The sequence below is a fragment of the Bradyrhizobium sp. JHI2711 genome, from assembly GCF_056156565.1.
The window spans coordinates 1676573-1698085 of record NZ_JBPZPT010000001.1 but is presented as its reverse complement, the minus strand read 5'-3'; the positions used below and the strand labels follow the sequence as shown (position 1 = coordinate 1698085).

General features: G+C 63.7%; 22 protein-coding genes. 15 read left to right on the top strand and 7 right to left on the bottom strand.

Annotated features, from left to right (window positions below):
- Positions 1-93 precede the first annotated feature (93 nt).
- The 8 genes from ACTEK7_RS08065 (at position 94) to ACTEK7_RS08030 (ending at position 9471) form a co-directional block, all read left to right on the top strand.
- Complete coding sequence (locus ACTEK7_RS08065) at positions 94-1515, top strand: amidase (RefSeq protein ID WP_225146226.1); 1422 nt, start codon at positions 94-96, stop codon at positions 1513-1515.
- Between the two features lie 84 nt (positions 1516-1599).
- On the top strand, positions 1600-2550 hold the full coding sequence (locus ACTEK7_RS08060; protein WP_036005490.1) for an ABC transporter permease: 951 nt from the start codon (positions 1600-1602) through the stop codon (positions 2548-2550).
- Positions 2547-3434 carry an ABC transporter permease gene (locus ACTEK7_RS08055; protein WP_036005488.1) on the top strand — a complete coding sequence of 296 codons (888 nt, stop codon included), beginning with the start codon at positions 2547-2549 and terminating at the stop codon, positions 3432-3434. Before ACTEK7_RS08060 ends, ACTEK7_RS08055 begins: the two co-directional genes overlap by 4 nt.
- A 2-nt stretch (positions 3435-3436) precedes the next feature.
- Positions 3437-4450 carry an ABC transporter ATP-binding protein gene (locus tag ACTEK7_RS08050; RefSeq protein WP_225128875.1) on the top strand — a complete coding sequence of 338 codons (1014 nt, stop codon included), beginning with the start codon at positions 3437-3439 and terminating at the stop codon, positions 4448-4450.
- Entirely contained in the window at positions 4447-5451 is a 1005-nt protein-coding gene (locus ACTEK7_RS08045) for an ABC transporter ATP-binding protein (RefSeq protein ID WP_225128876.1), read from the top strand. Before ACTEK7_RS08050 ends, ACTEK7_RS08045 begins: the two co-directional genes overlap by 4 nt.
- 56 nt (positions 5452-5507) lie before the next feature.
- The gene (locus ACTEK7_RS08040; RefSeq protein WP_225128877.1) at positions 5508-7004 is read left to right on the top strand and encodes an ABC transporter substrate-binding protein; all 1497 of its coding nucleotides are present in this window, start codon (positions 5508-5510) and stop codon (positions 7002-7004) included.
- A gap of 226 nt (positions 7005-7230) precedes the next feature.
- Complete coding sequence (locus ACTEK7_RS08035) at positions 7231-8874, top strand: amidase family protein (protein ID WP_225145944.1); 1644 nt, start codon at positions 7231-7233, stop codon at positions 8872-8874.
- A 210-nt stretch (positions 8875-9084) separates the two neighbouring features.
- Positions 9085-9471 carry a nuclear transport factor 2 family protein gene (locus ACTEK7_RS08030; RefSeq protein WP_225128881.1) on the top strand — a complete coding sequence of 129 codons (387 nt, stop codon included), beginning with the start codon at positions 9085-9087 and terminating at the stop codon, positions 9469-9471.
- 303 nt (positions 9472-9774) lie between these two features.
- Here the strand turns inward: ACTEK7_RS08030 and ACTEK7_RS08025 are convergent, their stop codons facing one another.
- Positions 9775-10017 carry a hypothetical protein gene (locus ACTEK7_RS08025; protein WP_225128883.1) on the bottom strand — a complete coding sequence of 81 codons (243 nt, stop codon included), beginning with the start codon at positions 10015-10017 and terminating at the stop codon, positions 9775-9777.
- Between the two features lie 552 nt (positions 10018-10569).
- Between ACTEK7_RS08025 and ACTEK7_RS08020 the strand changes: the two genes are divergently transcribed.
- Positions 10570-10890 carry a hypothetical protein gene (locus ACTEK7_RS08020; protein ID WP_225128885.1) on the top strand — a complete coding sequence of 107 codons (321 nt, stop codon included), beginning with the start codon at positions 10570-10572 and terminating at the stop codon, positions 10888-10890.
- A 408-nt stretch (positions 10891-11298) separates the two neighbouring features.
- On the opposite strand, the gene ACTEK7_RS08015 is transcribed toward ACTEK7_RS08020, so the two are convergent.
- Positions 11299-11886 carry a tetratricopeptide repeat protein gene (locus ACTEK7_RS08015; RefSeq protein ID WP_225128887.1) on the bottom strand — a complete coding sequence of 196 codons (588 nt, stop codon included), beginning with the start codon at positions 11884-11886 and terminating at the stop codon, positions 11299-11301.
- Between the two features lie 210 nt (positions 11887-12096).
- Positions 12097-13053: a LysR family transcriptional regulator gene (locus tag ACTEK7_RS08010; protein ID WP_225128889.1), complete on the bottom strand. Its 957-nt coding sequence runs from the start codon at positions 13051-13053 to the stop codon at positions 12097-12099.
- 94 nt (positions 13054-13147) lie between these two features.
- Between ACTEK7_RS08010 and styA the strand changes: the two genes are divergently transcribed.
- The 3 genes from styA to ACTEK7_RS07995 are packed head-to-tail and all read left to right on the top strand — an operon-like array spanning position 13148 to position 15296.
- The gene (styA, locus tag ACTEK7_RS08005) at positions 13148-14398 is read left to right on the top strand and encodes a styrene monooxygenase subunit StyA (RefSeq protein WP_225145942.1); all 1251 of its coding nucleotides are present in this window, start codon (positions 13148-13150) and stop codon (positions 14396-14398) included.
- A gap of 50 nt (positions 14399-14448) precedes the next feature.
- Positions 14449-14769 carry an EthD family reductase gene (locus ACTEK7_RS08000; protein ID WP_225145941.1) on the top strand — a complete coding sequence of 107 codons (321 nt, stop codon included), beginning with the start codon at positions 14449-14451 and terminating at the stop codon, positions 14767-14769.
- Positions 14769-15296, top strand: a complete 528-nt coding sequence (locus tag ACTEK7_RS07995) for a flavin reductase family protein (RefSeq protein ID WP_225141360.1) — start codon at positions 14769-14771, stop codon at positions 15294-15296. The genes ACTEK7_RS08000 and ACTEK7_RS07995 overlap by 1 nt, the downstream gene beginning before the upstream one ends.
- Positions 15297-15327: 31 nt before the next feature.
- Here ACTEK7_RS07995 and ACTEK7_RS07990 read toward each other — a convergent pair whose 3' ends face one another.
- Both ACTEK7_RS07990 and ACTEK7_RS07985 read right to left on the bottom strand, forming a co-directional pair.
- Positions 15328-15498: an RNA polymerase sigma factor region1.1 domain-containing protein gene (locus ACTEK7_RS07990; RefSeq protein WP_036005446.1), complete on the bottom strand. Its 171-nt coding sequence runs from the start codon at positions 15496-15498 to the stop codon at positions 15328-15330.
- A 232-nt stretch (positions 15499-15730) separates the two neighbouring features.
- Entirely contained in the window at positions 15731-16642 is a 912-nt protein-coding gene (locus ACTEK7_RS07985; RefSeq protein WP_225145940.1) for an arginase family protein, read from the bottom strand.
- A 193-nt stretch (positions 16643-16835) separates the two neighbouring features.
- Here ACTEK7_RS07985 and ACTEK7_RS07980 point away from each other — a divergent pair, with 193 nt between their 5' ends.
- The gene (locus ACTEK7_RS07980; protein WP_225128897.1) at positions 16836-17810 is read left to right on the top strand and encodes a magnesium transporter CorA family protein; all 975 of its coding nucleotides are present in this window, start codon (positions 16836-16838) and stop codon (positions 17808-17810) included.
- Positions 17811-17850: 40 nt separating this feature from the next.
- Here ACTEK7_RS07980 and ACTEK7_RS07975 read toward each other — a convergent pair whose 3' ends face one another.
- The gene (locus tag ACTEK7_RS07975; RefSeq protein WP_225145939.1) at positions 17851-18477 is read right to left on the bottom strand and encodes an alpha/beta hydrolase; all 627 of its coding nucleotides are present in this window, start codon (positions 18475-18477) and stop codon (positions 17851-17853) included.
- A complete protein-coding gene (locus tag ACTEK7_RS07970; RefSeq protein ID WP_225145938.1) occupies positions 18474-19412 on the bottom strand; it encodes a ring-cleaving dioxygenase in 939 nt (312 codons plus the stop codon). Before ACTEK7_RS07970 ends, ACTEK7_RS07975 begins: the two co-directional genes overlap by 4 nt.
- Before the next feature lie 128 nt (positions 19413-19540).
- Here ACTEK7_RS07970 and ACTEK7_RS07965 point away from each other — a divergent pair, with 128 nt between their 5' ends.
- Together ACTEK7_RS07965 and ACTEK7_RS07960 are read left to right on the top strand one after the other, a co-directional pair.
- Positions 19541-20470, top strand: coding sequence for a LysR family transcriptional regulator (locus tag ACTEK7_RS07965; RefSeq protein ID WP_225145937.1), 930 nt, complete (start codon positions 19541-19543; stop codon positions 20468-20470).
- A 409-nt stretch (positions 20471-20879) separates the two neighbouring features.
- Positions 20880-21356: a hypothetical protein gene (locus ACTEK7_RS07960; protein ID WP_060735631.1), complete on the top strand. Its 477-nt coding sequence runs from the start codon at positions 20880-20882 to the stop codon at positions 21354-21356.
- Positions 21357-21513 lie beyond the last annotated feature (157 nt).

Sequence of the window (21513 nt, the reverse complement as noted above, 5' to 3'; positions counted from 1 at the left end):
AAAATCGTATTGGACGGCGAGTTAACAAAACTGTCATTCTCGCTGTCAATGTCTTCGGGCCAATGGCGGCCCGCTTCGGAGCGTGATGTGACGATGAACGGCGATCCCTGTCTGTTGTCCGCGACCGAGCTGCGCGGTCTCGTCGCGGCAAAGCGGATTTCGCCAGTCGAGCTCACCCGCGCTGTGCTTGCCCGCGCCGAGGCCCTCCAGCCCGAATTGAACTGTTTCGTCACGTTGTGCGGCGACGAGGCGATCGCAGCGGCGCGCGAAGCCGAGCGCAAGGTGATGGCGGGCGAACCGCTCGGCCTGCTGCACGGCATCCCCGTAACCGTCAAGGACATCGTCAATACCAAGGGGGTCAAGACCACCTTCGGCGCCGTTCCCTACAAGGATAATGTGCCGGCCGAGGATGCCGTCGCCGTCGCGCGGTTGCGCAGCGAAGGCGCGATCCTGATCGGCAAGACCACGACGCCGGAGTTCGGCAGCAAGTGCCTCACCGATTCACCTTTGTTCGGTCGGACCCGCAATGCGTGGGACGCCTGCCGATCCTCCGGCGGCTCCAGCGGCGGCGCGGCGGTCGCTGTGGCGAGCGGCATCGCGCCGCTCGCTATTGCGACCGACGGCGGCGGCTCGACACGAATTCCGGCCGCCTGCAACGGCGTGGTGGGCCTGAAGCAGAGCAACGGCGTGATCCCGCACAGCCAGGCGCTCGACGTGTTCGGCAACCAGACCTATGTCACGCCGACCACCCGCACCGTCGCGGACACCGCGCTGATGATGCAGGCGATGGCGGGCGAAGATCCTATCGATCCCTGGTCGATCGCCGTGCCCGTGTCCGACTTCATCGGCACCGCCGCCCCGCATGGTGATTTGCGCGGGCTGAGGATCCTGTACTGCCTGACGCCGCCGGGCCGTCCGGTATCGGCCGAAGTCGCCGCCAATTTCAAGGTGAGCCTCGACCGGCTGGCCGGGTTAGGGGCCGAGCTCGAGGAATTCTCCGGCGAGGGGTTCGACATCGAGCCGATCTGGCGCGCCATCAACCACACCGTCTGGCGCACGCGCTTTGCCAAGCTTGCGGCCGAGCATCGGGACGAACTGAGCGAGGCCTTCCTCAAGCAGCTCGCGCTCGCCAGCGAAGTCAGCGGCATCGACTATCAGGAGGCGATGTTCGCGCGCACCGCGTTGTTCCGCCGCGTGCAATCGCTGCTTGCGCGCGGTCACCTGCTGGCGATGCCGACGCTGACGCGCACCGCGCTGCCGATCAAGCAGGACCTGTTCGGCAATATCGAGATCGACGGCAGGCATTACGACAGCGTCCGGCCGCATTGGTTCCCCTGGACAATGCCGTTCAACATGACCGGTCACCCCGCGATCAGCCTTCCCTCGGGCTTTGCCCGCGACGGGCTGCCGATCGGGCTCCAACTGGTCGGCCGTTTCCGGGCCGACGCGGAATTGCTGCGCGTGAGCGCTCTGTTCGAGGCGTCAAGCGACCTTCTGTCCCGCTGGCCGTCTTGAGGAGATGGAGATGCAGCAAAGAGCTTGCTTAAGGCGTCCGGACATGTTGATCGTGGCCTGGGTGAGCCCTGAAGCCGAGCGCGCATGAGCGTCTTTGTCCTCCGACGTCTGTTGACTCTGCTGGCGACGCTGGTCGGCGCATCGCTGATCATCTTCCTGGTGCTGGACGCGCTGCCCGGCAACGCAGCGCAGATGCTGATGGGCGCCGATGCTTCGCCCGACGCGGTGCGCGCGCTCACCGTCAAGCTCGGGCTCGACCAGCCGCTGGCGGTTCGCTATTTGCAGTGGATCAAGGGCCTTCTCGTCGGCGATCTCGGCAATTCCTACGTCTACGGCACCCCGGTCGGCAGCCTGATCGCCGAGCGGCTGGTGCTGACCATTCCGCTCGCGATCATGGCCATGACGATCACGGTGACGCTTGCGCTCTCGGCCGGCATCTACACCGCCGCCAACCACAACAAGCTCGGCGATGTCGGCGTGATGTCGTTGACGCAAGTGGGCATCGCGCTGCCGAATTTCTGGTTCGCGATTCTCCTCGTGCTGCTGTTCTCGGTGCGGCTGCAATGGCTTTCGGCCGGTGGCTTTGCCGGCTGGGAGGACGGCATCTGGCCGGGGATCAGGTCGCTGCTGTTGCCCGCGATCTCGCTCGCGGTGGTGCAGGCCGCGATCCTCGCGCGCGTCACGCGTTCGGCCGTGCTCGAAGTGCTGCGCGAGGATTTCGTCCGCACCGCCCGCGCAAAGGGCCTCGGCAAGCGCGAGGTGCTGTGGAGCCACGTGCTGCGGAATGCCATGATCCCCGTGATGACCGTGATGGGCCTGCAATTCGCCAATCTGCTCGCCGGCACCATCGTGATCGAGAACGTGTTCTACCTGCCGGGCCTCGGCCGCCTGATCTTCCAGTCGATCGCCAACCGCGACCTGATCGTGGTGCGCAATTGCGTGATGTTGCTCGCCGCGATGGTGGTGATCGTCAATTTCGTGGTCGATGTGCTCTATGCCTTCATCGATCCCCGCATCAAGGTGCACGACCTGTGAGCGCGCCCATCACCATCGACGCGCCCGTCGCAACGCGTCCGCTGCCGGCGCGCACGTTCTGGCGCCGCGCGCTGCGCCACCGCAGCTTCGTCCTCGGTGGCACGCTGAGCCTTCTGGTGCTGGCTTCGGCACTGTTGTCGCTGGTATGGACGCCGTGGTCGCCTTACGAAATCGACATCGCCGCAAAGCTCCGCCCGCCCTCGGCGGCGCATTGGCTCGGCACCGATTCCTTCGGCCGCGACATCGTCTCGCTGCTGCTTGCGGGCGCCCGATCCACCATTATGGTCGGTGTCATCGCCGTCAGCATTGGCCTCACCTTCGGCGTCACGCTGGGCCTGATCGCCTCGGCCCGGCGCGGCTGGACGGAGGAGATCATCATGCGCTTTTCCGATTTCACCTTCGCCTTTCCGGCCGTGCTGTCCGCGATCATGCTCGCCGCCGTGGTGGGGCCAGGCATGGTGACCTCGATCGTCGCGATCGGCATCTTCCAGATCCCGACCTTGACCCGGCTGACGCGCGGCTCGGCCAATGCGATCTGGGCGCGTGAATTCGTGCTGGCGGCACGGGCGGCAGGCAAGGGGCGCTTCCGCATCACCATCGAGCATGTGCTGCCGAACATCCTGTCGATCCTGATCGTGCAGGTCACCATCCAGTTCGCGCTCGCCATTCTCGCCGAGGCCGCGCTGTCCTATCTCGGCCTCGGCACGCAGCCGCCGCAGCCGTCCTGGGGACGGATGCTGAACGATGCGCAGACGTTGCTGTTCCAGTCGCCGATGCTCGCGGTCTATCCGGGCGTTGCGATCGCAATCTCGGTGCTCGGCCTCAACCTGCTCGGTGACGGATTGCGCGACCTGCTCGATCCCCGGCTGGCGCGGGAGCGATGACGATGGCCGAGTGCTCCAACATGCCGCTAATCGTGGTCGACAATCTCGGCGTTCGCCTCAACACCAGCCGCGGGCCAGCGCAGGCCGTGCGCGGTGTCAGCTTTGCGCTGACGCGCGGCGAGACGCTCGGGCTCGTCGGCGAGTCCGGCTGCGGCAAGTCGGTCACGGCGTTGTCGTTGATGGGGTTGCTGCCGGACAGTGCCGTCGTGACCGGCAGCGTCAAGCTGGACGGCGACGAACTCGTCGGACTTGCGGATTCCGACTATTGCCGCCTGCGCGGCAACCGCATCAGCATGATCTTCCAGGAGCCGATGACAGCGCTCAATCCGATGCACACGATCGGCACCCAGGTCGCCGAGCCGCTGCGCCGTCACAAGAATTATTCGGCGGCGCAGGCTCGTCGGGAAGCAATCGCCTTGCTCGACCGCGTCGGGCTGCCCGACCCCGCGCGTCGTGTCGATGCCTATCCGCATCAGTTCTCCGGCGGCCAGCGCCAGCGCGTCACCATCGCGATGGCGCTCGCGTGCGAGCCGGACCTGTTGATCGCGGACGAGCCGACCACCGCGCTCGACGTCACCATCCAGGGCCAGATCCTCGACCTCATCGCCGATCTCGTCGAGGAGCGCGGCATGTCCATGATCCTGATCTCGCACGATCTCGGCGTCATTGCAGAGAACGTCCAGCGCATGATGGTGATGTATGGCGGCACCGTCGTCGAGAGCGGCCCGACCGACGAGGTGTTCCGTCGCATGGGCCATCCCTACACGCAGGGCCTGTTCCGTGCCCGGCCCAAGCTCGGCGCGCGTAAGGGGACGCGGCTGAAGACGATCGCGGGCACGGTGCCGGAGCTCGCCGATCTGCCGTCCGGCTGCACCTTCTCCGATCGCTGCCCGCTGGTGATCGACCAATGCCGCGTCGCGCTGCCGCCGATGGTGGACGTCGGGCCCGGCCATTTTGCGCGCTGCATAAGAACGGACGTGTCGATGGCCGAACGCGTCGGAGCGCTGACCGCATGAGCACCGCGCCGCTTCTCGACGTCAGGGATCTCGAACAGCGCTACACGCTCCCGCGCGAGAGCCTGTTCCGTCCGCCGGGGCAGGTGCGCGCGCTCAACGGCGTCAGTGTGCAGGTCCGAGCCGGCAAGAGCCTCGGCATCGTCGGCGAGTCCGGCTCCGGCAAGTCCACCTTCGCGCGCGTCGTGATGGCGCTGGAGCGGCCGACCGCAGGACAGGTCGCGCTGCTCGGGCGCGATCTCAACCGCTTGCCGGCCGACGAGCTGCGCCGCGCCCGGCGTGATTTCCAGATGGTGTTCCAGGATCCCTACGGCTCGCTCGATCCGCGGCAGACCATCGCGCGGATCGTCGCCGAGCCGCTGACCGTGCTGGAAGGTGCCGACCGCACCACGTTCCGCGACCGCGTCGCCGCGGTGCTGCGCCAGGTCGGCTTGCGCGATGCGGACATGGAAAAATATCCGCACGAATTCTCCGGCGGCCAGCGCCAGCGCATCGCGATTGCGCGTGCGCTGATCACCCAGCCGAAGCTGATCGTTGCCGACGAGCCGGTCTCGGCGCTCGACGTCTCCGTGCAGGCCCAGGTGCTGAACCTGATGCAGGACCTCCAGGAGCAGTTCGGCCTGAGCTACATCCTGATCAGCCATGACCTCGCCGTGGTCGACTATCTCTGCGACGAGGTCGCGGTGATGTATCTCGGCCGCATCGTCGAGCAGGGGCGGCCAGAGGATTTGTTCGAGCGCTGCGCCCATCCCTATACGCGGGCGCTGCTGGAGGCGGTGCCGCGGGCTCGCGCCGGGGGTGGCCGCCGCCGGCGCGGGGCCCAGGCGATCGCCTCGCACTCGGCGGTGACGACCGGATGCCCCTATGCATCGCGCTGCCCGCTTGCCGACCAGCATTGCCGCGAGGTTCCGCCTGCGTTACGCAAGGTGGGCGAGGGGCACCTTGCCGCCTGCCACAAGGCCGAGGCTGTGATGGCGTTGCCGCAGGCGGCCATGGAAGGTTAGTGTCCGGGGCAGGATTGGCGTTAAGCTGGAAACAGGATTGGCAGGGGAGTTTGCGCATGTTCAGGAAACTATCGATCGTCGCCTTTGCCGCTGCGCTCGTCGCGGCGCCCTTGCCGGTGCTGGCGCAGAGCAAGAAGGACAGCGTCGTCATGGCGATGGCGCTGGAGCCGCCGGGGCTCGACCCGACCAATGCGGCCGCCGCCGCGATCGCCGAGGTCACGCTCTACAACATCTATGAGACGCTGACCAAGATCAACGAGGACGGCTCGGTCTCGCCGCTGCTGGCCGAGAGCTGGACCGCTTCGCCCGATCTGAAGACCTATACGTTCAAGCTGCGCAAGGGCGTCAAATTCCACAATGGCGAAGCGTTCGATTCCGCTGCGGTGAAGTTCTCGTTCGAGCGCAACGCGGCGCCGACCAGCACCAACAAGGACAAGAGCCTGTACCAGGCCTTCGAGAAGGTCGAGACGCCCGACGCCGACACCGTCGTGATCACCGTGAAATATTCCGAGCCGAACCTGCCGTTCCTGCTCGGGCAGGCGGGCGGCTCGATCGTCGAGCCGAAGAGCGCGGGCACCAATGTCACGCAGCCGGTCGGGACCGGACCGTACCAGCTTGGCGGCTGGGCTAAGGGCTCTTCGCTCACGCTGACCAAATGGGCCGACTACCGCAACGCCTCCGCGATCAAGCTGTCCAAGGTGACGATTCGCTTCATCTCGGATCCGGCGGCGCAGGTGGCGGCGCTGCTGTCGGGTGACGTCGATGCATTCCCGCGCGTCGCCGCGGCGCGCGCCTTGGCACAGTTCAAGGCGGATCCGCGCTTCACGGTGCTGGTCGGCGGCTCCCGGGCCAAGACCATCGTCGCCATCAACCACCGCAAGAAGCCGCTGGACGACGTCCGCGTCCGCCGCGCCATCCTTGCCGCGATCGACCGCAAGGCCATGATCGACGGCGCCGTCGACGGCTTCGGCACGCCGATCGGCAGCTTCTACGTGCCGGGCGCGCTCGGCTATGTCGACACCACCGGCATCAACCCCTATGACCCCGAGAAGGCCAAGAAGCTGCTCGCGGAGGCCGGCGTCACCACGCCGCTCGAATTGTCGCTCAAGCTGCCGCCGCCGTCCTATGCGCGGCAGGGCGGCGAGATCGCCGCGGCCCAGCTCGCCAAGGTCGGCATCATCGCCAAGATCGAGAACGTCGAATGGGCGCAGTGGCTGTCGCAGGTGTTCGCCGGCAATGGTCCGCACAATTTCGATCTCACCATCGTAAGCCATGTCGAGCCGTTCGACCTCGTCAAGATCACCGAGCCGGACTACTACCTCGGTTACAACAACGAGAAGTTCAACGCGCTCTATAAGCAGATCGTCTCGACGCCGGACGAAGCCGGCCGCGCCAAGCTGCTCGGCGACGCCCAGCGCATGCTCGCCACCGACGCGGTCTCCGCCTACCTGTTCCAGCCGCAGCTCATCACCATCACAGCCAAGAAGCTGAAGGGCGTCTGGAAGGACGTGCCGCAATACGAGAACGACTTCTCCACGTGGTATTGGGAGTAGGCGACGTCCGTTGCTGTGTCCTCTCCACGCATTGGAGAGGACAACTCAAAACAAAAACCTGAAAACAACCCCATGCACAGTAGCGGGGGTCAATCGTTTCAATGGTTTACACGTCGCGCCTGTACGATCGACGCGATTCGCCTAGAAGTTGACCCGTCGGGCAAAACACTGGCATGATGGCATGCTCGCGTCTCGTGGTGGAGATGCGCCGTCGGGCGAGGCAGAAGTGCAGAAATCATCCCGCCGCGATGCAGGCATTGCCGCGGCGGCCATCAGCGCCGAGGCGCCGATCTCCTTGAAGCTCGATCATGCGCCGATGAGCGATATCACTCATGCCTTGGCCAGTGGGCATGTCACGGCCACGGCGCTGGTCGAAGCCTATCTCGCGCGCATCGAAGCCTACGACCGCGACGGGCCCAAGCTCAACGCGGTCCGCGCGCTCAATCCCGACGCGCTCGCGATCGCGGGCAGGCTCGACGGCGCCGAGCCGTCGGCCGAGCGGCCGCTGGCCGGCATCCCGATCCTGGTGAAGGACAACATCGCAACCGGCGACGCGCAGCCGACCACGGCGGGCTCGCTGGCGCTGGAAGGCGCACGCGCACGCGACGATGCGACGCTCGTCAAGCTGCTGCGCGAGGCCGGCGCGGTGATCCTCGGCAAGGCGAACCTGACCGAATTTTCCAACATGCTCGCAATCGACATGTCCCACGGCTTTTCGTCGCTGGGCGGCCAGGTCAAGAACCCCTATGCGCCGGCGCTGGCCGACGATCACGGCATCCCCGTCGTGTCCCCGGGGGGCTCAAGCGCGGGCCCGGCGGTCGCGGTGGCGGCCGGTCTGTGTGCGGCCTCGATCGGCACGGAGACTTCGGGCTCGCTACTGTTTCCCGCCAGCCAGAACGGCCTCGTCACCGTGAAGCCGACCGTCGGGCTGATCAGTCGTGCCGGTATCGTGCCGATCGCGCACAGCCAGGACACCGCAGGGCCGATGACGCGGACCGTGCGCGACGCAGCGCTGCTGCTCAACGTGCTGGCGGCCAAGGACCCGCTCGACCCAGCGACGCAAAAGCAGCGGCGGCCGGCCGATTACACCGCCGGTCTGACCCGCGATGCGATGAAGGGGGCGCGCATCGGCGTGCCGAGCGACCATGCCGACCCACTGAACGACTGCTATTACGGCAAGCTGCCACCGAAGTCGGCCAAGCTGATGACTGAGGCGATCCAGGTGCTGGAGGATCTCGGAGCCGTCATCGTGCGTGCCAGCATGCCGACGCTTGGCTGGATCGGCGGGCCGGGCACGACCATGGCCGTGCTCAACCGCAATCCGCTGAGCGCCCACAAAGGCACGATCACCCGACCGCCGGTCGTCTTCCTCTACGAAATGAAGCACGACCTCAATCTGTATCTGAAGGATTGGGCGACCAATACGGACATCAAGACCATGGCCGACATCGTCGCCTTCAACGAGGCGAATGCGGGCAGGGCGCTGCGTTTCGGCCAGGACCACTTTCTCGCCGCGGAGATGACCAGGGGCGATCTCAGCGAGCGCGAGTACAAATCGGCGCGCGCCATGGACCTGCTCTCGGCCAAGACGCGCGGCATGGATGCCTATATGAGCCGACACAAGCTCGACGCCGTCCTGTTCCCCGGCGCATACGGCGCCGCAATCGCCGCCAGGGCGGGCTATCCCAGCGTCATGGTGCCGGGCGGGCTCGTTTCGGGCACAGACGACGGCAAGGACACGCCCGATTATCCGTTCGGCATTACCTTCGCAGGCCGCGCCTGGAGCGAGCACAAGCTGCTACGCCTGGCCTACGCGTATGAGCAGGCCTCCGCCAAGCGCAAGCCGCTGCCCGGCTTGCCGGCGCCTTAGAGTGCACTGTGCGTGCGCCGGTTGGTGCCGGTGGCATGCGCTGACAAATCCGTTGTCTGTTCTCACCGATATGGCGGACGTGCCGTCCTGCCCTGCGGAGGGCGCTTTGTGACCCGAAGGCGACATCGATCGGACGTCTAATCGGCCCTTCAACTCACCTGCGTGCCCTTGTGTTATTGTATCCCTTCCGGGAACTCGATGGAGGGAAGGATGGACATTCGATCGAAATTGACGGCGCTGTGTGAAGCGTTCAACGCGCACGACTTGGATTCCATCATGGAGTTCTTTGCTGACGATTGTGTCTTGGAGATGCCGAGGGGAAGCAAGCCGTGGGGCTCCCGCTTCGAGGGCAAGCGCAACGTACGAGACGGGCTCGCGACGCGCTTTGAAGGCTTACCGGATGTTCACTACGGCGACGCCGAGCATTTTGTGGATACGATGGCAAACACGGGCATTTCAAAATGGACGCTAACGGGCACTACCGGCGAAGGAAAAAAGATCGAGGTCCGAGGATGTGACTTTTACACTTTTCGCGCGGACGAAGTGATCCGCAAGGACTCGTATTGGAAGATTATTGAAGGACCTTCGTCAGCCTAACGACGCACATGTCCGAATGTGGCCCAGAGGTGCAGGTCCAGGCAGCGTTCTGTTGTCGGCTCATCGGGGAAATCGGAAGTAACCTGCGTGCCGATAATTGGCGCTCATGATCCATATCGGACTTACTGCCGTTCTCAATTTGTATATCCGATGGACTGGGCTTACCGGGGTAGGGGAGCCGATCTTACCTGTTCGCTAACCCGCAAATCTCCCAATGGACGTGACGTAAGACCGGACAGAGCTCGCCGAGCCTAAGCTTGACCTGTGCGCGCGCGGACGGCAGAGCGCGCAGGCAGATCGATTTCATACATTTCCTTTCCAGATCAGCCATCGGTAGACGCCGAACACGTTGATAAGTGTCACCACCACGTTTTGAACCATCAGCGCATATTCCGCTGTTAGATAGCCGACGACGATCCAGATCACCGATGCACCGCTCAGTACGACGAAGGCCCAGCCGGTAACGAGTGGCCGCGCCCGCGCAGCTAGGATCAGCCCGGCCCCGATCGTGCCGACTGTCGCCACCCAACGCAGGATTTCATCCATGACCCGTGTGCTCCCCGAAAGCCGACGTCGGAGCGTCGCTCCGCGATTTGCCTATACGGACGCAGTCACAGGCAGGCCGCCGGAGTGGAACTTTCCGTCTCGTGCCGACCACCATGCGACCCCCGCCCGAGCGACTTGGCTCCACAGTGGCGGCGGAAGGTCAGGGCACCACTGTGGTGATCCCGTGCGGTATCAACTCCGCTGCGCCGAAATCGGAAGCTCCTTTTTTCTCATCCCCGAACCGCGTTTCCATCAACCGGCGTGCGGCACATTGCCCCGGGCTGCCGAAATGAAGTCTGAGCCAAGGACTTATCTGCGCAACGAGCTGATCGAACGAGCGCGACTTCCGCTGTTGGCCCATCTTCCGTTAGGGCGTAGCGACGAGTTGTCCGGAGCGGGGTAAACCGGAAGCGCCCCGACTGCTGGGCAAACCGGCGGCTTTTGACCCGAAGCGGACCTCGCTAGATTTCTCTCAACTGCGAGCAAAGCTGCTAACTCAACGGAAGGTTTGCCGGGTGAATGATCCACCGGCCGGATCGGATGAGTAGCAGGATGATAGATCGCGCAGCACGCGACCAGCTTTCACGAAACCTTAGACACCTGATTGCCAACTCGATTACCAACGATCAGTTTGAACGAACTATGCCGGTGAACGACGGGGACCCAGCGATCTGGGCGATTACAGACATGTCGTGGCTCCTCTACAGCGATATGAAGGAGCATCGCTTGGTCGGACGTCACAGCCTCGATCCGGTCTGGAAACGCGAAGTGCTGCGCTGGATATTGTTTCTCGACGGCGACTTTGAGTACCGTTGGCGGAAGATTTCATTGCCCGGCCTCCACCCGATGCGACGCGCCCGCCCGATGTGGTGAGTTGGCACAATCCGATTTCTCACGATCGTGCCTCCGGCTTTCTTGCGGCTGGAGATTACAATGCTTGGCCGTTCATTTCCCGATCCGAGTACAAGCATGCGTTGAGGCATCCGAGACGTCTGGCCGGAAGGCCAAGGTAAGGGCCTAGTGGTAGCGTAGAGACAGCGTTCATCAGCGAAAATCTCGACACGGCCGAGCGATGTGCTCAGATTTCGAAGGCCGCGAATGATGAAACTATCCGGTCGATATTTGCCCGGATGTCTGAGCTGTATCGTGAGTTGCACGAGCAAGAGGAGAGGCTTGCGGATTGGAAGAGGCAGCAGGGTCCTACTTCAACATTTGATTTCATAGTCAAGAAACCTCGCGATTAGCGCAAGCTTTTGACCCGATGCAGACTTCAACCGCCGATTAGCTGCTCTCACGAGGTCTGCTCTTTAAGCGATACAGAAGCACCTCGTGGAGTTCGATCTTCTGCTCTTGACGAAAAATTTGCAAGAAAAACGAAAAGGCTTCAATGAGGAGCCTGACGGCAAACACAGTCTTGTAGGGTTGATGCGCGGTTCTTCTCAGTTGCGCCAGCTTGGCGAGCTTGCCGCCGAGCAAGCCGTTTTTGTAGGATCGGTCGTACCACACGGCGGCTCTCAACTGGTTCAAACGCCCGTCTCGGGACTGATAGTGCGTCGCGAGCCAAAACTGTGCGTTCCAATTACCTTTGACAGCGAGCTTGCGAAGTTCTCGAACCCCCTCCGGGACACCGCGAAGCTGAAGGAAGCGGGCTCGATGTAAGACGCCGTTCTCCTGACCAGATGAGGCGGCACGATCAAACCAGTTCCATGCCGTCACGAGATCGGGCGCAACGGCATCACCTCGGGCATACTCCCACGCGAGGGCCAACTGAGCGTCCACGTCGCCGGACGATGCAGCAGCGATCCATTCAGGAATCTTGCTACGACGCTTAGCGAGATTGTCAGCGCGGGTCGTTAGTGAAAGCCGCATCGTTCAAAGCAATATCCCTGCGATCCTCGGATTTTGTCACACAGGAAATTAAGGAAACACCACTCTGTGGCTAACAATTGGAAGCGACGTTTGTCCGCTTCTGGCCCTGAGCCGAACAATGCTGAGGCCATCAATGTTGGCTCTCAGAGCGGCGGCGGAGCCGTGCGTACCTCGACTGCTGCTTGTGGCCCCTTTCCAGACGCCGAACACTCAACGGAACGAGCCAGTTTCCGTGGTTGCCGAAGGGGCGAGATCGGCGTTTCGAAAGCGATCAGCGAGCGCAAAGACGTCCGCACGCTCGATGATCAGATCGCGGAACAGTCGCGCCCGGTGTGACATCCATTGCGGGTCGGGATAGACAATGTGCATGGGCAGCGGCGGCACGACGAAGTCGGGCAGCACATGGACGAGACGGCCGGCCGCGATGTGCTCGGCGGTGCACCAGTTCGGCAGCACGGCGACGCCTATCCCCTCCAATGCAGCCAGCGTCATCACGTCCGCATCGTCGCAGGTCATCGCCGGCGCGATGTCCACGACGTAACGGCCGGTTTCGGATTCGAACGTCCATTGATTCTTCTGCGACAGGCGTGAGTAGGTGACGCAGGGCATGCGGCGCAGATGATCCGGCAGCGAGGGCACCTGATGACGCGCAAGCAGCGCGGGCGACGCCACCAGCAACCGCTTAATGGTGCCCACCCGCCGCGCTACCAACGAACTCGAATTGAGGCTGCCGATCCGTATCGCAAGCTCGGTCCCGGTTTCGATGAGGTCGACGAACTGTTCCGTAAAACTGACGTCCAGCCGGACATCAGGATAGCGGCGGGTATATTCGGCGAAGATCTCACGGAAGAAGAAGCGGCCGAACGACGTCGGCACCGTCATCCGCAACGTCCCTGACGGAGTGCCGACCCGGCTCTGCGTCGGCGCGCCGGCGCTCTCGAGCAGCGCGACGATGTCCTTGGCGTATTTCAAGACGCGGTCGGCTTCGGGCGTCGGCCGCAGCTTGCGCGTGGTGCGCACGAATAGCCGGCAGCGAAACTCGGCTTCCAGCAGCGCGATGCGCTTGCTGATCGCGGGCTGCCCCAAACCGAGGTCGTCGGCGGCCTGGGTGAAACTCCCTGCCTCCATCACCCGGATGAAGGTCTGCAGCGCCTCGATCCGGTCCATTCATTCCTCGCCGGAATTTATATTATTCTGACCATTCCATATACGGTCATGGCGGGTCCGGTCTAGCCTTCCTGCGTTCAGGGGAGGAACGCGAATGAGCAAATCGATCGGCATTCTCGGGGCCGGCATCGGCGGCCTGCATCTGGCGCTCTACCTGCAGAAGCAGGGGATTACGGCAACCGTGCTGACGGATCGCGCGCCGGAGCAATATGCGGCGACACGGCTGATGAACACCGTCGCGCATCACAGCGTCACCATCGCGCGCGAGAACGAGCTCGGCGTGAACCACTGGGACGATCCCGGAGTAGTCTATCACCACCACGATCATTACTTCAATTTCCCGAACGGCGGGCTCCTGTTCCGCGGTGCTTTTCAGCGGCCAAGCCGCGCGGTGGATTATCGGATCTACCTGCCGGCACTGATGAAGGACTTCGAGGATCGTGGCGGCCTGATCGAATATGCCAGCATTCAGGATGACGACATCCCCGCGCTGGTCTCGCGCTTCGACCTTCTCGTCGTCTCCACCGGCAAAGGCGCCCTCGGGCGCATGTTCGCTCACCGGCCCGAACTCTCTCCGTACACTCGGCCGCAGCGCCTGCTTTGCGTCGGCCTGTACGACGGCGTTGATCACGGCAGCCCGGATGGCGACGATCCGCGCGGCGTCACCCTGTCCGTCTCGCCCGGCCATGGCGAGATGATCGTCATTCCCACGCTGAGCTTCGGCGGCATGAAAACGGCGCTGTTGATGGAAAACATTCCCGGCGGCGACATGGCCGACCTGGTCTCGCTCAGCTATGACGCCAACCCGGCAGCATTCCGCCAGACTCTTCTGGACAAGCTGGAAAAGCATCATCCGCACACCTACAACCGGATCGACACGCACCGCTTCGGGCTGGCCCAGCCGCTCGACCTGCTGCAAGGCGCGGTGGTGCCAACGGTGCGGCAGTCCTGGGTGGCTTTCGACGGCGACAAGCTCGCCATTGCCCTGGGCGACGTTCACTCCGTCGTCGATCCCTTGATGGGCCAGGGCGCCAACATGGCCTCATATGCGGCGTTCGAGCTCGGCAAGGCGATCGTCGATGCCGTGGCATTCGATGCGCGCTTCGTCGAGAACGTCGACCGCGCGCGCGAGAACCGCGTGCTTGCCGCGGCCCGCTGGACCAACATGATGTTGCAGCCGCCGTCGGAAGCCATGGGCCGGCTGATTTTCGCCATGTCGCAGGACCGGGAGCTTTGCGACGAGTTCACCGAGAACTTCAATTATCCGGAGCGCCAGTGGGATCGTCTGGCGAGCGACAAACGCATCCACGCCTGGATCGATAGAAGCGGCAGGATCGCCGCCTGACGACGAACCGCCGTACGGACTCAGTTCCGCTCCTGGGCGGATGCTGAACCATGTCTGAGAGGAACACCAATGCATTGCTTGACCGTTCTTTACCCGACGCCCGACGATCCATCGGCCTTCAGGGCCTACTACGTCGACAAGCATGCCCCCTGGCAGCGACGCTCCCTGGTCTGGTGCGTCATCATTACGCTTTCCCCCAACGACTCGGACCGGGGGAGGCGCCTTTCTGCATCTTCCAGGCCTTCTTCCCCGACGCTGCTGCGATGGACGCGGCGCTCGGTTCGGAGATCGGCCGGAAGGTCGCAGCCGACGTGCCGAACTATTCGCCCAAGGGTGCGACGCTCTGCCATTTCAAGATCGAAGGCGCGTAATGGGTCACGTTGCCGAACCGGCCGGTTTTCGGGCAGCCGCATCGCGGTTCGCGACGGGCATTACGGTCGTCGCGACCGTCGATGAGGATGGCGCGCCGCTCGGCATGACCGCCAACAGCTTCACGACTGTTTCGGCGGATCCGCCAACTGTGCTTGTCTCTCTCATGCACGGGCGGACCTGGCAGGCTGTGGCCAAGTCCGGCATCTATTCCGTCAATGTCCTGCATGCGGAAGATGCTGCGCTCTGCGCGCACTTCGCCGGAAGGCCCTTGTTGCGCGACGCTCCGCCGCTCGTCGCTCGCCAAGGATTTTTCGTGCTCCCGCAGGCGATCGCGCAGTTCGCCTGCGAGGTGGTTCAATCGATCGATATCGCTGACCACACGCTCTTCATCGGCGAGGTGCGCTGGTGCCGGCACAACGAGGGAACACCTCTCGCATTCTACGCCAGCCGTCTTCGAAGGGGCGTCGGGATGGAAATCTCTTCCGCGGATCGTGTTGCCTATCCCGGTGACGGATGGTGGACTTGAGACCTCTGTTGTTGCGCCAGGAGCCAAAGCGTCAGTCTTCTTCAATCCGAATTCCAGCCTCGCTCACAGCGCTCAGAATGCGGTCGATGTCTTCGGGGCTCAGTACACGGCCTTCACAAATCTGATTCAACTGATCGAATGTGATCTTGCCGCTCCGTTCGCCAATTTCGATGGCTCGTCGTATGATGTCCGGCACTAGCATGTTCTCACCTTTTCGGTCGCCCTACTGGGTTATCGCATTTGAGGGCTTTCGCTGCGGCCATCCTTCGAGACGCCCGCTTTGGGCGGGCTCCTCAGGATGAGGATCGAATGCGTGGCGGCAGTTTCAACGGGCACTGATGCTGATGAGCCTCATCCTGAGGAGGCGCGTTAGCGCCGCCTCGAAGGACGAGGCGTGCGCACCGGTCGCCGCCACGATTCATATGCGGTAGCAGCTATACCTTCCGCCGACCAATGCAACCCAGCGCATTGCAGATGATCCGCGCGACCGCAATCGCTCCAAGATTCTGCACATCGCGCTCGGGAACGAATTCGACGATGTCCAGGCCGACTATTCTGGATTTTGCCGCGACACCCCGTATGAGATCGACAACGTCGAAATAGGATAGGCCGCCGGGCTGTGGGACGAGCACGCCGGGGATGACCGATGGATCGAGACCGTCGCAATCGATGGTCATCAGGCACTCGCCGTCATCCTCGATCGCGTCGAGCACGCTTGCGATCCCGTGATGCTGGACATGTCTTGCCGTGAAGATCTTCGCGCCCCACGCCTTTGCATCGTCGAATTCGGCGCGACCGGAGCCGCCGATGCCGCGCAAGCCGACCTGCACGATGCGCTTGACCCAGGGCAATTCGCTGGCGCGCCGCATCGTGCTGGAGCAGGTATAGCCCGATCCGTTGCGCTGATCCCGCCAATCAAGGTGGGCGTCGATCTGCACGACTGTCAGTCCCTTGCAGTCCTGGAACGCCTCGAAGAAAGGAATGGGGACGGAATCATCACCGCCCAGGAGGATCGGAACGGCGCCGACCGAAAGGACGGCCTGCGTGGCTGCTCTGATGGCATCACGGTTGCTCTCCGGCGTCATTGGGTCGGTCGGGACGTTTCCACCGTCCAAGACCCTCATTTTGCTCGGATCGAGCAGCTCGGCGTCCTGATCGAAATCCCAGCGGGTGAGATCGCTCTCATAGTGACGCAGCGCGCGACGGATGACGTCGGGCGCTCTTGCGGCATGGCTGGTCTGACCTGCGAGGTACGGGGTGGCATCCGACGCGCCGAACAGGATCGCGTCAGCCGCCGGCGGTGGGGCGGTCAGGTCGCAGGCCTCAACACCTAGGAATGTCGTCATGTCGGGATGCACTACGCGTATCCATGGATCACCCGCGCGTCCGTCAACGTGCATCGCTCGACCGTGTTCCGGGTCGGTATCTCGATGTCCCCTGGAATGCCGCTGTCACTTGGAGGGTCTTGAACGTCTGGAACTCTCATGCGTTAGTCGGCGGCGCCATCCGGCATGACGATGCGGCCACGGAGTTCGGTTCTTGCTCAGACTTTACAGGTGGCCGTCCGACGACTGGCACGGCATCGGCGCGGAAATGCCCACGGAGGTCATCTGGGCCGATCTTCTAAACGGTACCGACGAGGAAAAGCAGTTCGTCGAGCGGCTGCTCGGCATCCGCATTCCCTCGGAAGACTCGCTCAGCGAGATCGAGGCGTCGAGCCGCCTGATCTTCGACCACGGCACGCTCTATCTCAGTTCGCCCGCGGTCCGGGTCACCGAGGCCGACGAGGCCGAGATCACGCCGGTGGGCTTCGTCATCGGTCCGCATGTGCTGGTGACGGTGCGCTTCGCAGAGCTGCCGATCTTCGACGACATCGGCAAGCGCATCGGCTCCGATGACAGCCTGGAGAACGGCATGTGCGTGTTCGTCAGCCTGCTCGAGGCCATGATCGATCGCGGCGCCGATGTCCTGGAGCATCTCGGCGGCAAGGTCGACCAGCTCTCGCGCGGTGTCTTTAGGGGCGGGCTGGTGCGCACCCAGCGCCCGGTGCGCTCCAGCCGCAGGATGCGGGAGGCCCTGGAGACTGTCGGCGAGCTGGCCGACCGGCTCGCCAAGGCGCGCGATGTCCTGCTCGGGGTGGGCCGCGTTGCCGCGTTTGCCGGCGACGTCGGCAGCGAGTGGATCACGGCATCCTCGAAGAAGCGTCTGGAAGCCGTGTCCAAGGACGTCGTCTCGCTCAGCGATTACGAGACGCGATTGTCGGACAAGATCCAGCTGCTGCTCGATGCCGTGCTCGGCTTCATCAACATCCAGCAGAACGAGCTGTTCAAGATCCTGACGATCGTCTCAGTCGTCGGCGTGCCGCCGACCATCATGGTCGGCATCTGGGGCATGAACTTCAAGCACATGCCCGAATTGGACTGGAGCTTCGGCTATCCGCTGGCCTGGCTCGCAATCATCGCCAGTGGCCTGTTGCCGCTGATCTGGTTCAAGCGGCGCGGCTGGTTCGAGTGATGGCAGCGGCGCATCGTTCAAACGATGCGCCGCTGCTCGATCATGCGGCCTTGGCGTCCGCCTTGCTGATCCAGTCGCGGGCGAGCGTTACGTCAGTATGCGACAATTGATGGCCTGCCGGCAGCACCTTGTGGGTGACGCTCGCACCTGCCTGCGACAGCAGTGCGGCGAGCCGTGCCGAATTGCTCGCCGGCACGATCGGGTCGGCCTGACCGGACAACAGCATCACCGGCTTGCCGCCGAGCGCAGCCTTGGGCGGATCCGACAACGGCACCATCGCGCGCAGCAGGATCGCGCCGGCCAGCACGTCCGGCTGCAGCAGCAACAGCGCGGCCGCGATGTTGGCGCCGTTGGAGAATCCGACTGCGATCGGCGCGGCGAGGCCGTAGCGTTGCCGCGCCTCTGTGGCGAACTCGCCCAGCTCGTGCGCGCGACGGCGCACGTCCTCCTCGTCGAACACGCCTTCGGCGAGACGGCGGAAGAAGCGCGGCATGCCGTGCTCGAGCACGCGGCCGCGGGGTGAAAGCAGGGCGGAGCCCGGCGAGATCATCTTGCCGAGGCCGAGCAGGTCGTTCTCGTCGCCGCCGGTGCCGTGCAGCAGCAGCAGAGGTGGAGAGCCCGCGTCGCCTGCGGGCTCGAAACGATGGATGAATGCAGTCTCCGTCATGACGCGGTCTCTTCCAGATTCGGCAGAACGCCCTCGATCTGCTTGCGGTGCGGTTCGAGGAAAGCAGGCAGCTTCAGCTCGCGCCCGAGGCTCGCCACGGGCTCGTCGACCGCGAAGCCGGGGATGTCGGTCGCGATCTCGAACAGCACGCCGCCAGGCTCGCGGAAGTAGATCGAGCGGAAGTAGTTGCGGTCGCGCTGCTCGGTCGGGTGCAGGCTGTGATTGCTCACGAGCCTCTCGGCCATCTGGCCCTGCTCGGCATCGTCGGCCGCGCGGAAGGCGATGTGGTGCACCGACCCGCCGCCCTGATGCCCGCGCAGAAAGCCCTTCGCCTCGTAGACGTCGACGACGCTGCCCTCGGCATCGCCGGGCGCCTTGAAGCGGATCACCGAGCCCTCGCGCCCGGTCTCCTTGAAGCCGAACACGTCGGTGAGGATGGCCGCCGTCTTCGCCGCGCTGTCGAGCAGCAGGGTCACGCCGTGGAAGCCGCGGATCGCATGCTCGGCCGGCACGTCGCGATTGGTCCAGCCGGGCTCATTCTCGGCGCCGGGAATGCCGACCAGCGCGAGCGCCATGCCATCAGGATCGGTGAAGGGCAGCACGGACTCGCCGAAGCGCTTCTCCAGCGCCTCGTACCGAATGCCCTTCTCGGTGAAGCGCTGCGTCCAGTAGCCGAGCGAGCGCTGCGGCACGCGGAAGGCGGTCTGATGGGTCTCGCCGACGCCGCGGCGCCCGGCCGAGACGCCCGCCCACGGAAAGAAGGTCAGGATGGTGCCGGGGCGGCCGGTCTCGTCGCCGTAATAGAAATGGTAGGTGCCGGGATCGTCGAAATTGACCGTCTTCTTGACGAAGCGCAGGCCAAGATCCCGCGTGTAGAAGCCGAAATTGCGGATGGGATCGCCGGCGATCGCGGTGACATGGTGCAGTCCAGACATTGTCGTCCTCCAGATTCGGGGAGCGGTCTTGCTCTGGCCGGAAATATCGTTCCGCTTTGGATTGGAGACAATCCATGCAAATATGACGGCTATGTCTACGATTTGGAAACAGTCGACGGGGCGATCCCTTGGATAAGCTCGGCAGCCTCCGGGCCTTCGTGAAAGTGGTGGAAAGCGGCAGCTTTGCCGAGGCCGGCCGGCAGCTGCGGCTGTCGCGCTCGGCGATCAGCAAATACATCGCCGACCTCGAGGAGAGCCTCGGGGTCCAGCTTCTGAAGCGCACCACAAGGCACGCCAGCCCGACCGAGAACGGCCAGCGCTATTTCGAGCGCGCGGTCGTGATCCTCTCGGAGATCGAAGCGGCGGACCAGGCGGTGACGCAGGCGCAATCGGCGCCGCGGGGACTGCTCCGCGTCAACGCGCCGATGTCGTTCGGCACGATGCGCCTCGGGCCGGTCCTCGCCGATTTCATGGCGCGCTTCCCGGAGCTGCAGCTCCAGATCGTGCTCAGCGACGATCTGCTCGATCCCGTGCAGGACGGCTTTGACGTGACGTTGCGGATCGCGGAGCTGGAATCGTCGAGCCTGATCGCGCGCAAAATCATGCCGGTGGCGCGCATGATCTGCGCGTCGCCGGATTATCTCGCCCGGCACGGCACGCCGAAGCATCCGCAGGATCTGCGCGAGCATGCTTCGCTGACCTACGGCTTCCTGCTCACGGGTAATCAGTGGAAGCTCACCGGCCGCGACGGCGACCACTGGATCCAGCCGGCCTGGTCACTCTGCGTCAACAATGCCGAGGTGCTGCGCGATGTCGCCATCAAGGGCAGGGGACTGGCGCTGCTGCCGGAGTTCATTGCGGCCGATGCGTTGCGGAAAGGCGAGTTGCGGACAGTGCTGGATGATTATTCCGCGCCGCCGCTAGCGCTCTATGCGGTGTATCCGCCGACGCGGCATCTGTCGGTGAAGGTGCGGCTGTTCATCGATTTCCTGGTCGAGCGGTTCGGGCGAGAGGATGAGGAAGTTGGCGGGCGCAGACGTGCGGAGGCTGGATCGTGAAGCCACGAATCTGCCGGGGCAACGGCTCGCAGCGCCAGTCTAGGGACTCTGCCGCTGAAATTGTGAGTGGCATGGGTTCTCCCATTGTCAGCGTTGTTGACAGTGATTCCTCGGAATTACTCTTGCGCGAATGATAAAATGAAGTCCGGCAACCAGCAGCGGCCATGATGATTGTGCCTCTGCTGAGAGTCCCGCGCAGTGGCTGGATAAGATTATATCGCAACGGAGACTTGAACTTTCTTCCCGTGGCTTGGGACTCATATTCGCGTCCCGACTTCGCCTCAGGACAGAGAGAGTTCAGCCGCTGTCGGGCGTTGCCGAGGGCTCTCTTCCGTGCCACCGCGAAGAGCCTGGCTCGATGAGTCGCCCGCACTTCTCGACTTGGTTTCAACAAGCGCAGGAGGAAACTATGCGGAAGTCTCTCACCTTTTTCCTTTCTGGTGTGGCATTGGCCGTCGCGGCGTCAACCGCCGTGGCCGGTGAGCGGGTGCTCGAGTTCAAGCTCGTCACCAAGCCGCTCGACCTCAAGGTCATAGAGGCCGCAAACGTTGAAGGACAGACGGTCGTGTCCGGGAAATTCTTCGGAGTGGCCGTCTTCAGCGATGGCCGTATCGGCGTGAAAGAGTTCGTCAATAGTTCGGACCTGCTCAAAGGGTCTGGCCCCTTCTTCGGCTATAGCACTTACACGTTCGAGGAAGGCTCGATTACGGCGCGCTACACCGGATCGGCCAAAGACGGCAAATCGACGGGCGAATACACGATTCTGTCGGGCACTGGTGCCTACGCGAATGCAACGGGTACGGGAACCATCGAAAGCGCGCCGAACCCATTCAAGGGTGTCAACCTGCTCAACATAAAGCTGGTCGTTAAAACTTCGGGCTCGTGATAGCGAATGCTAACAGGTCCCGCACGAAGGTAGTTGATCTCTTGGGGGGCGCGCTGGCCCGGCCGGAAACACAGCGCCGGCCGGGCGACCTACTGAAGAACCGGCTGGAGTCGTGGGATTGATCTTTCCGCTTGGCCAGCCGCTGGTGCCGCAGGAG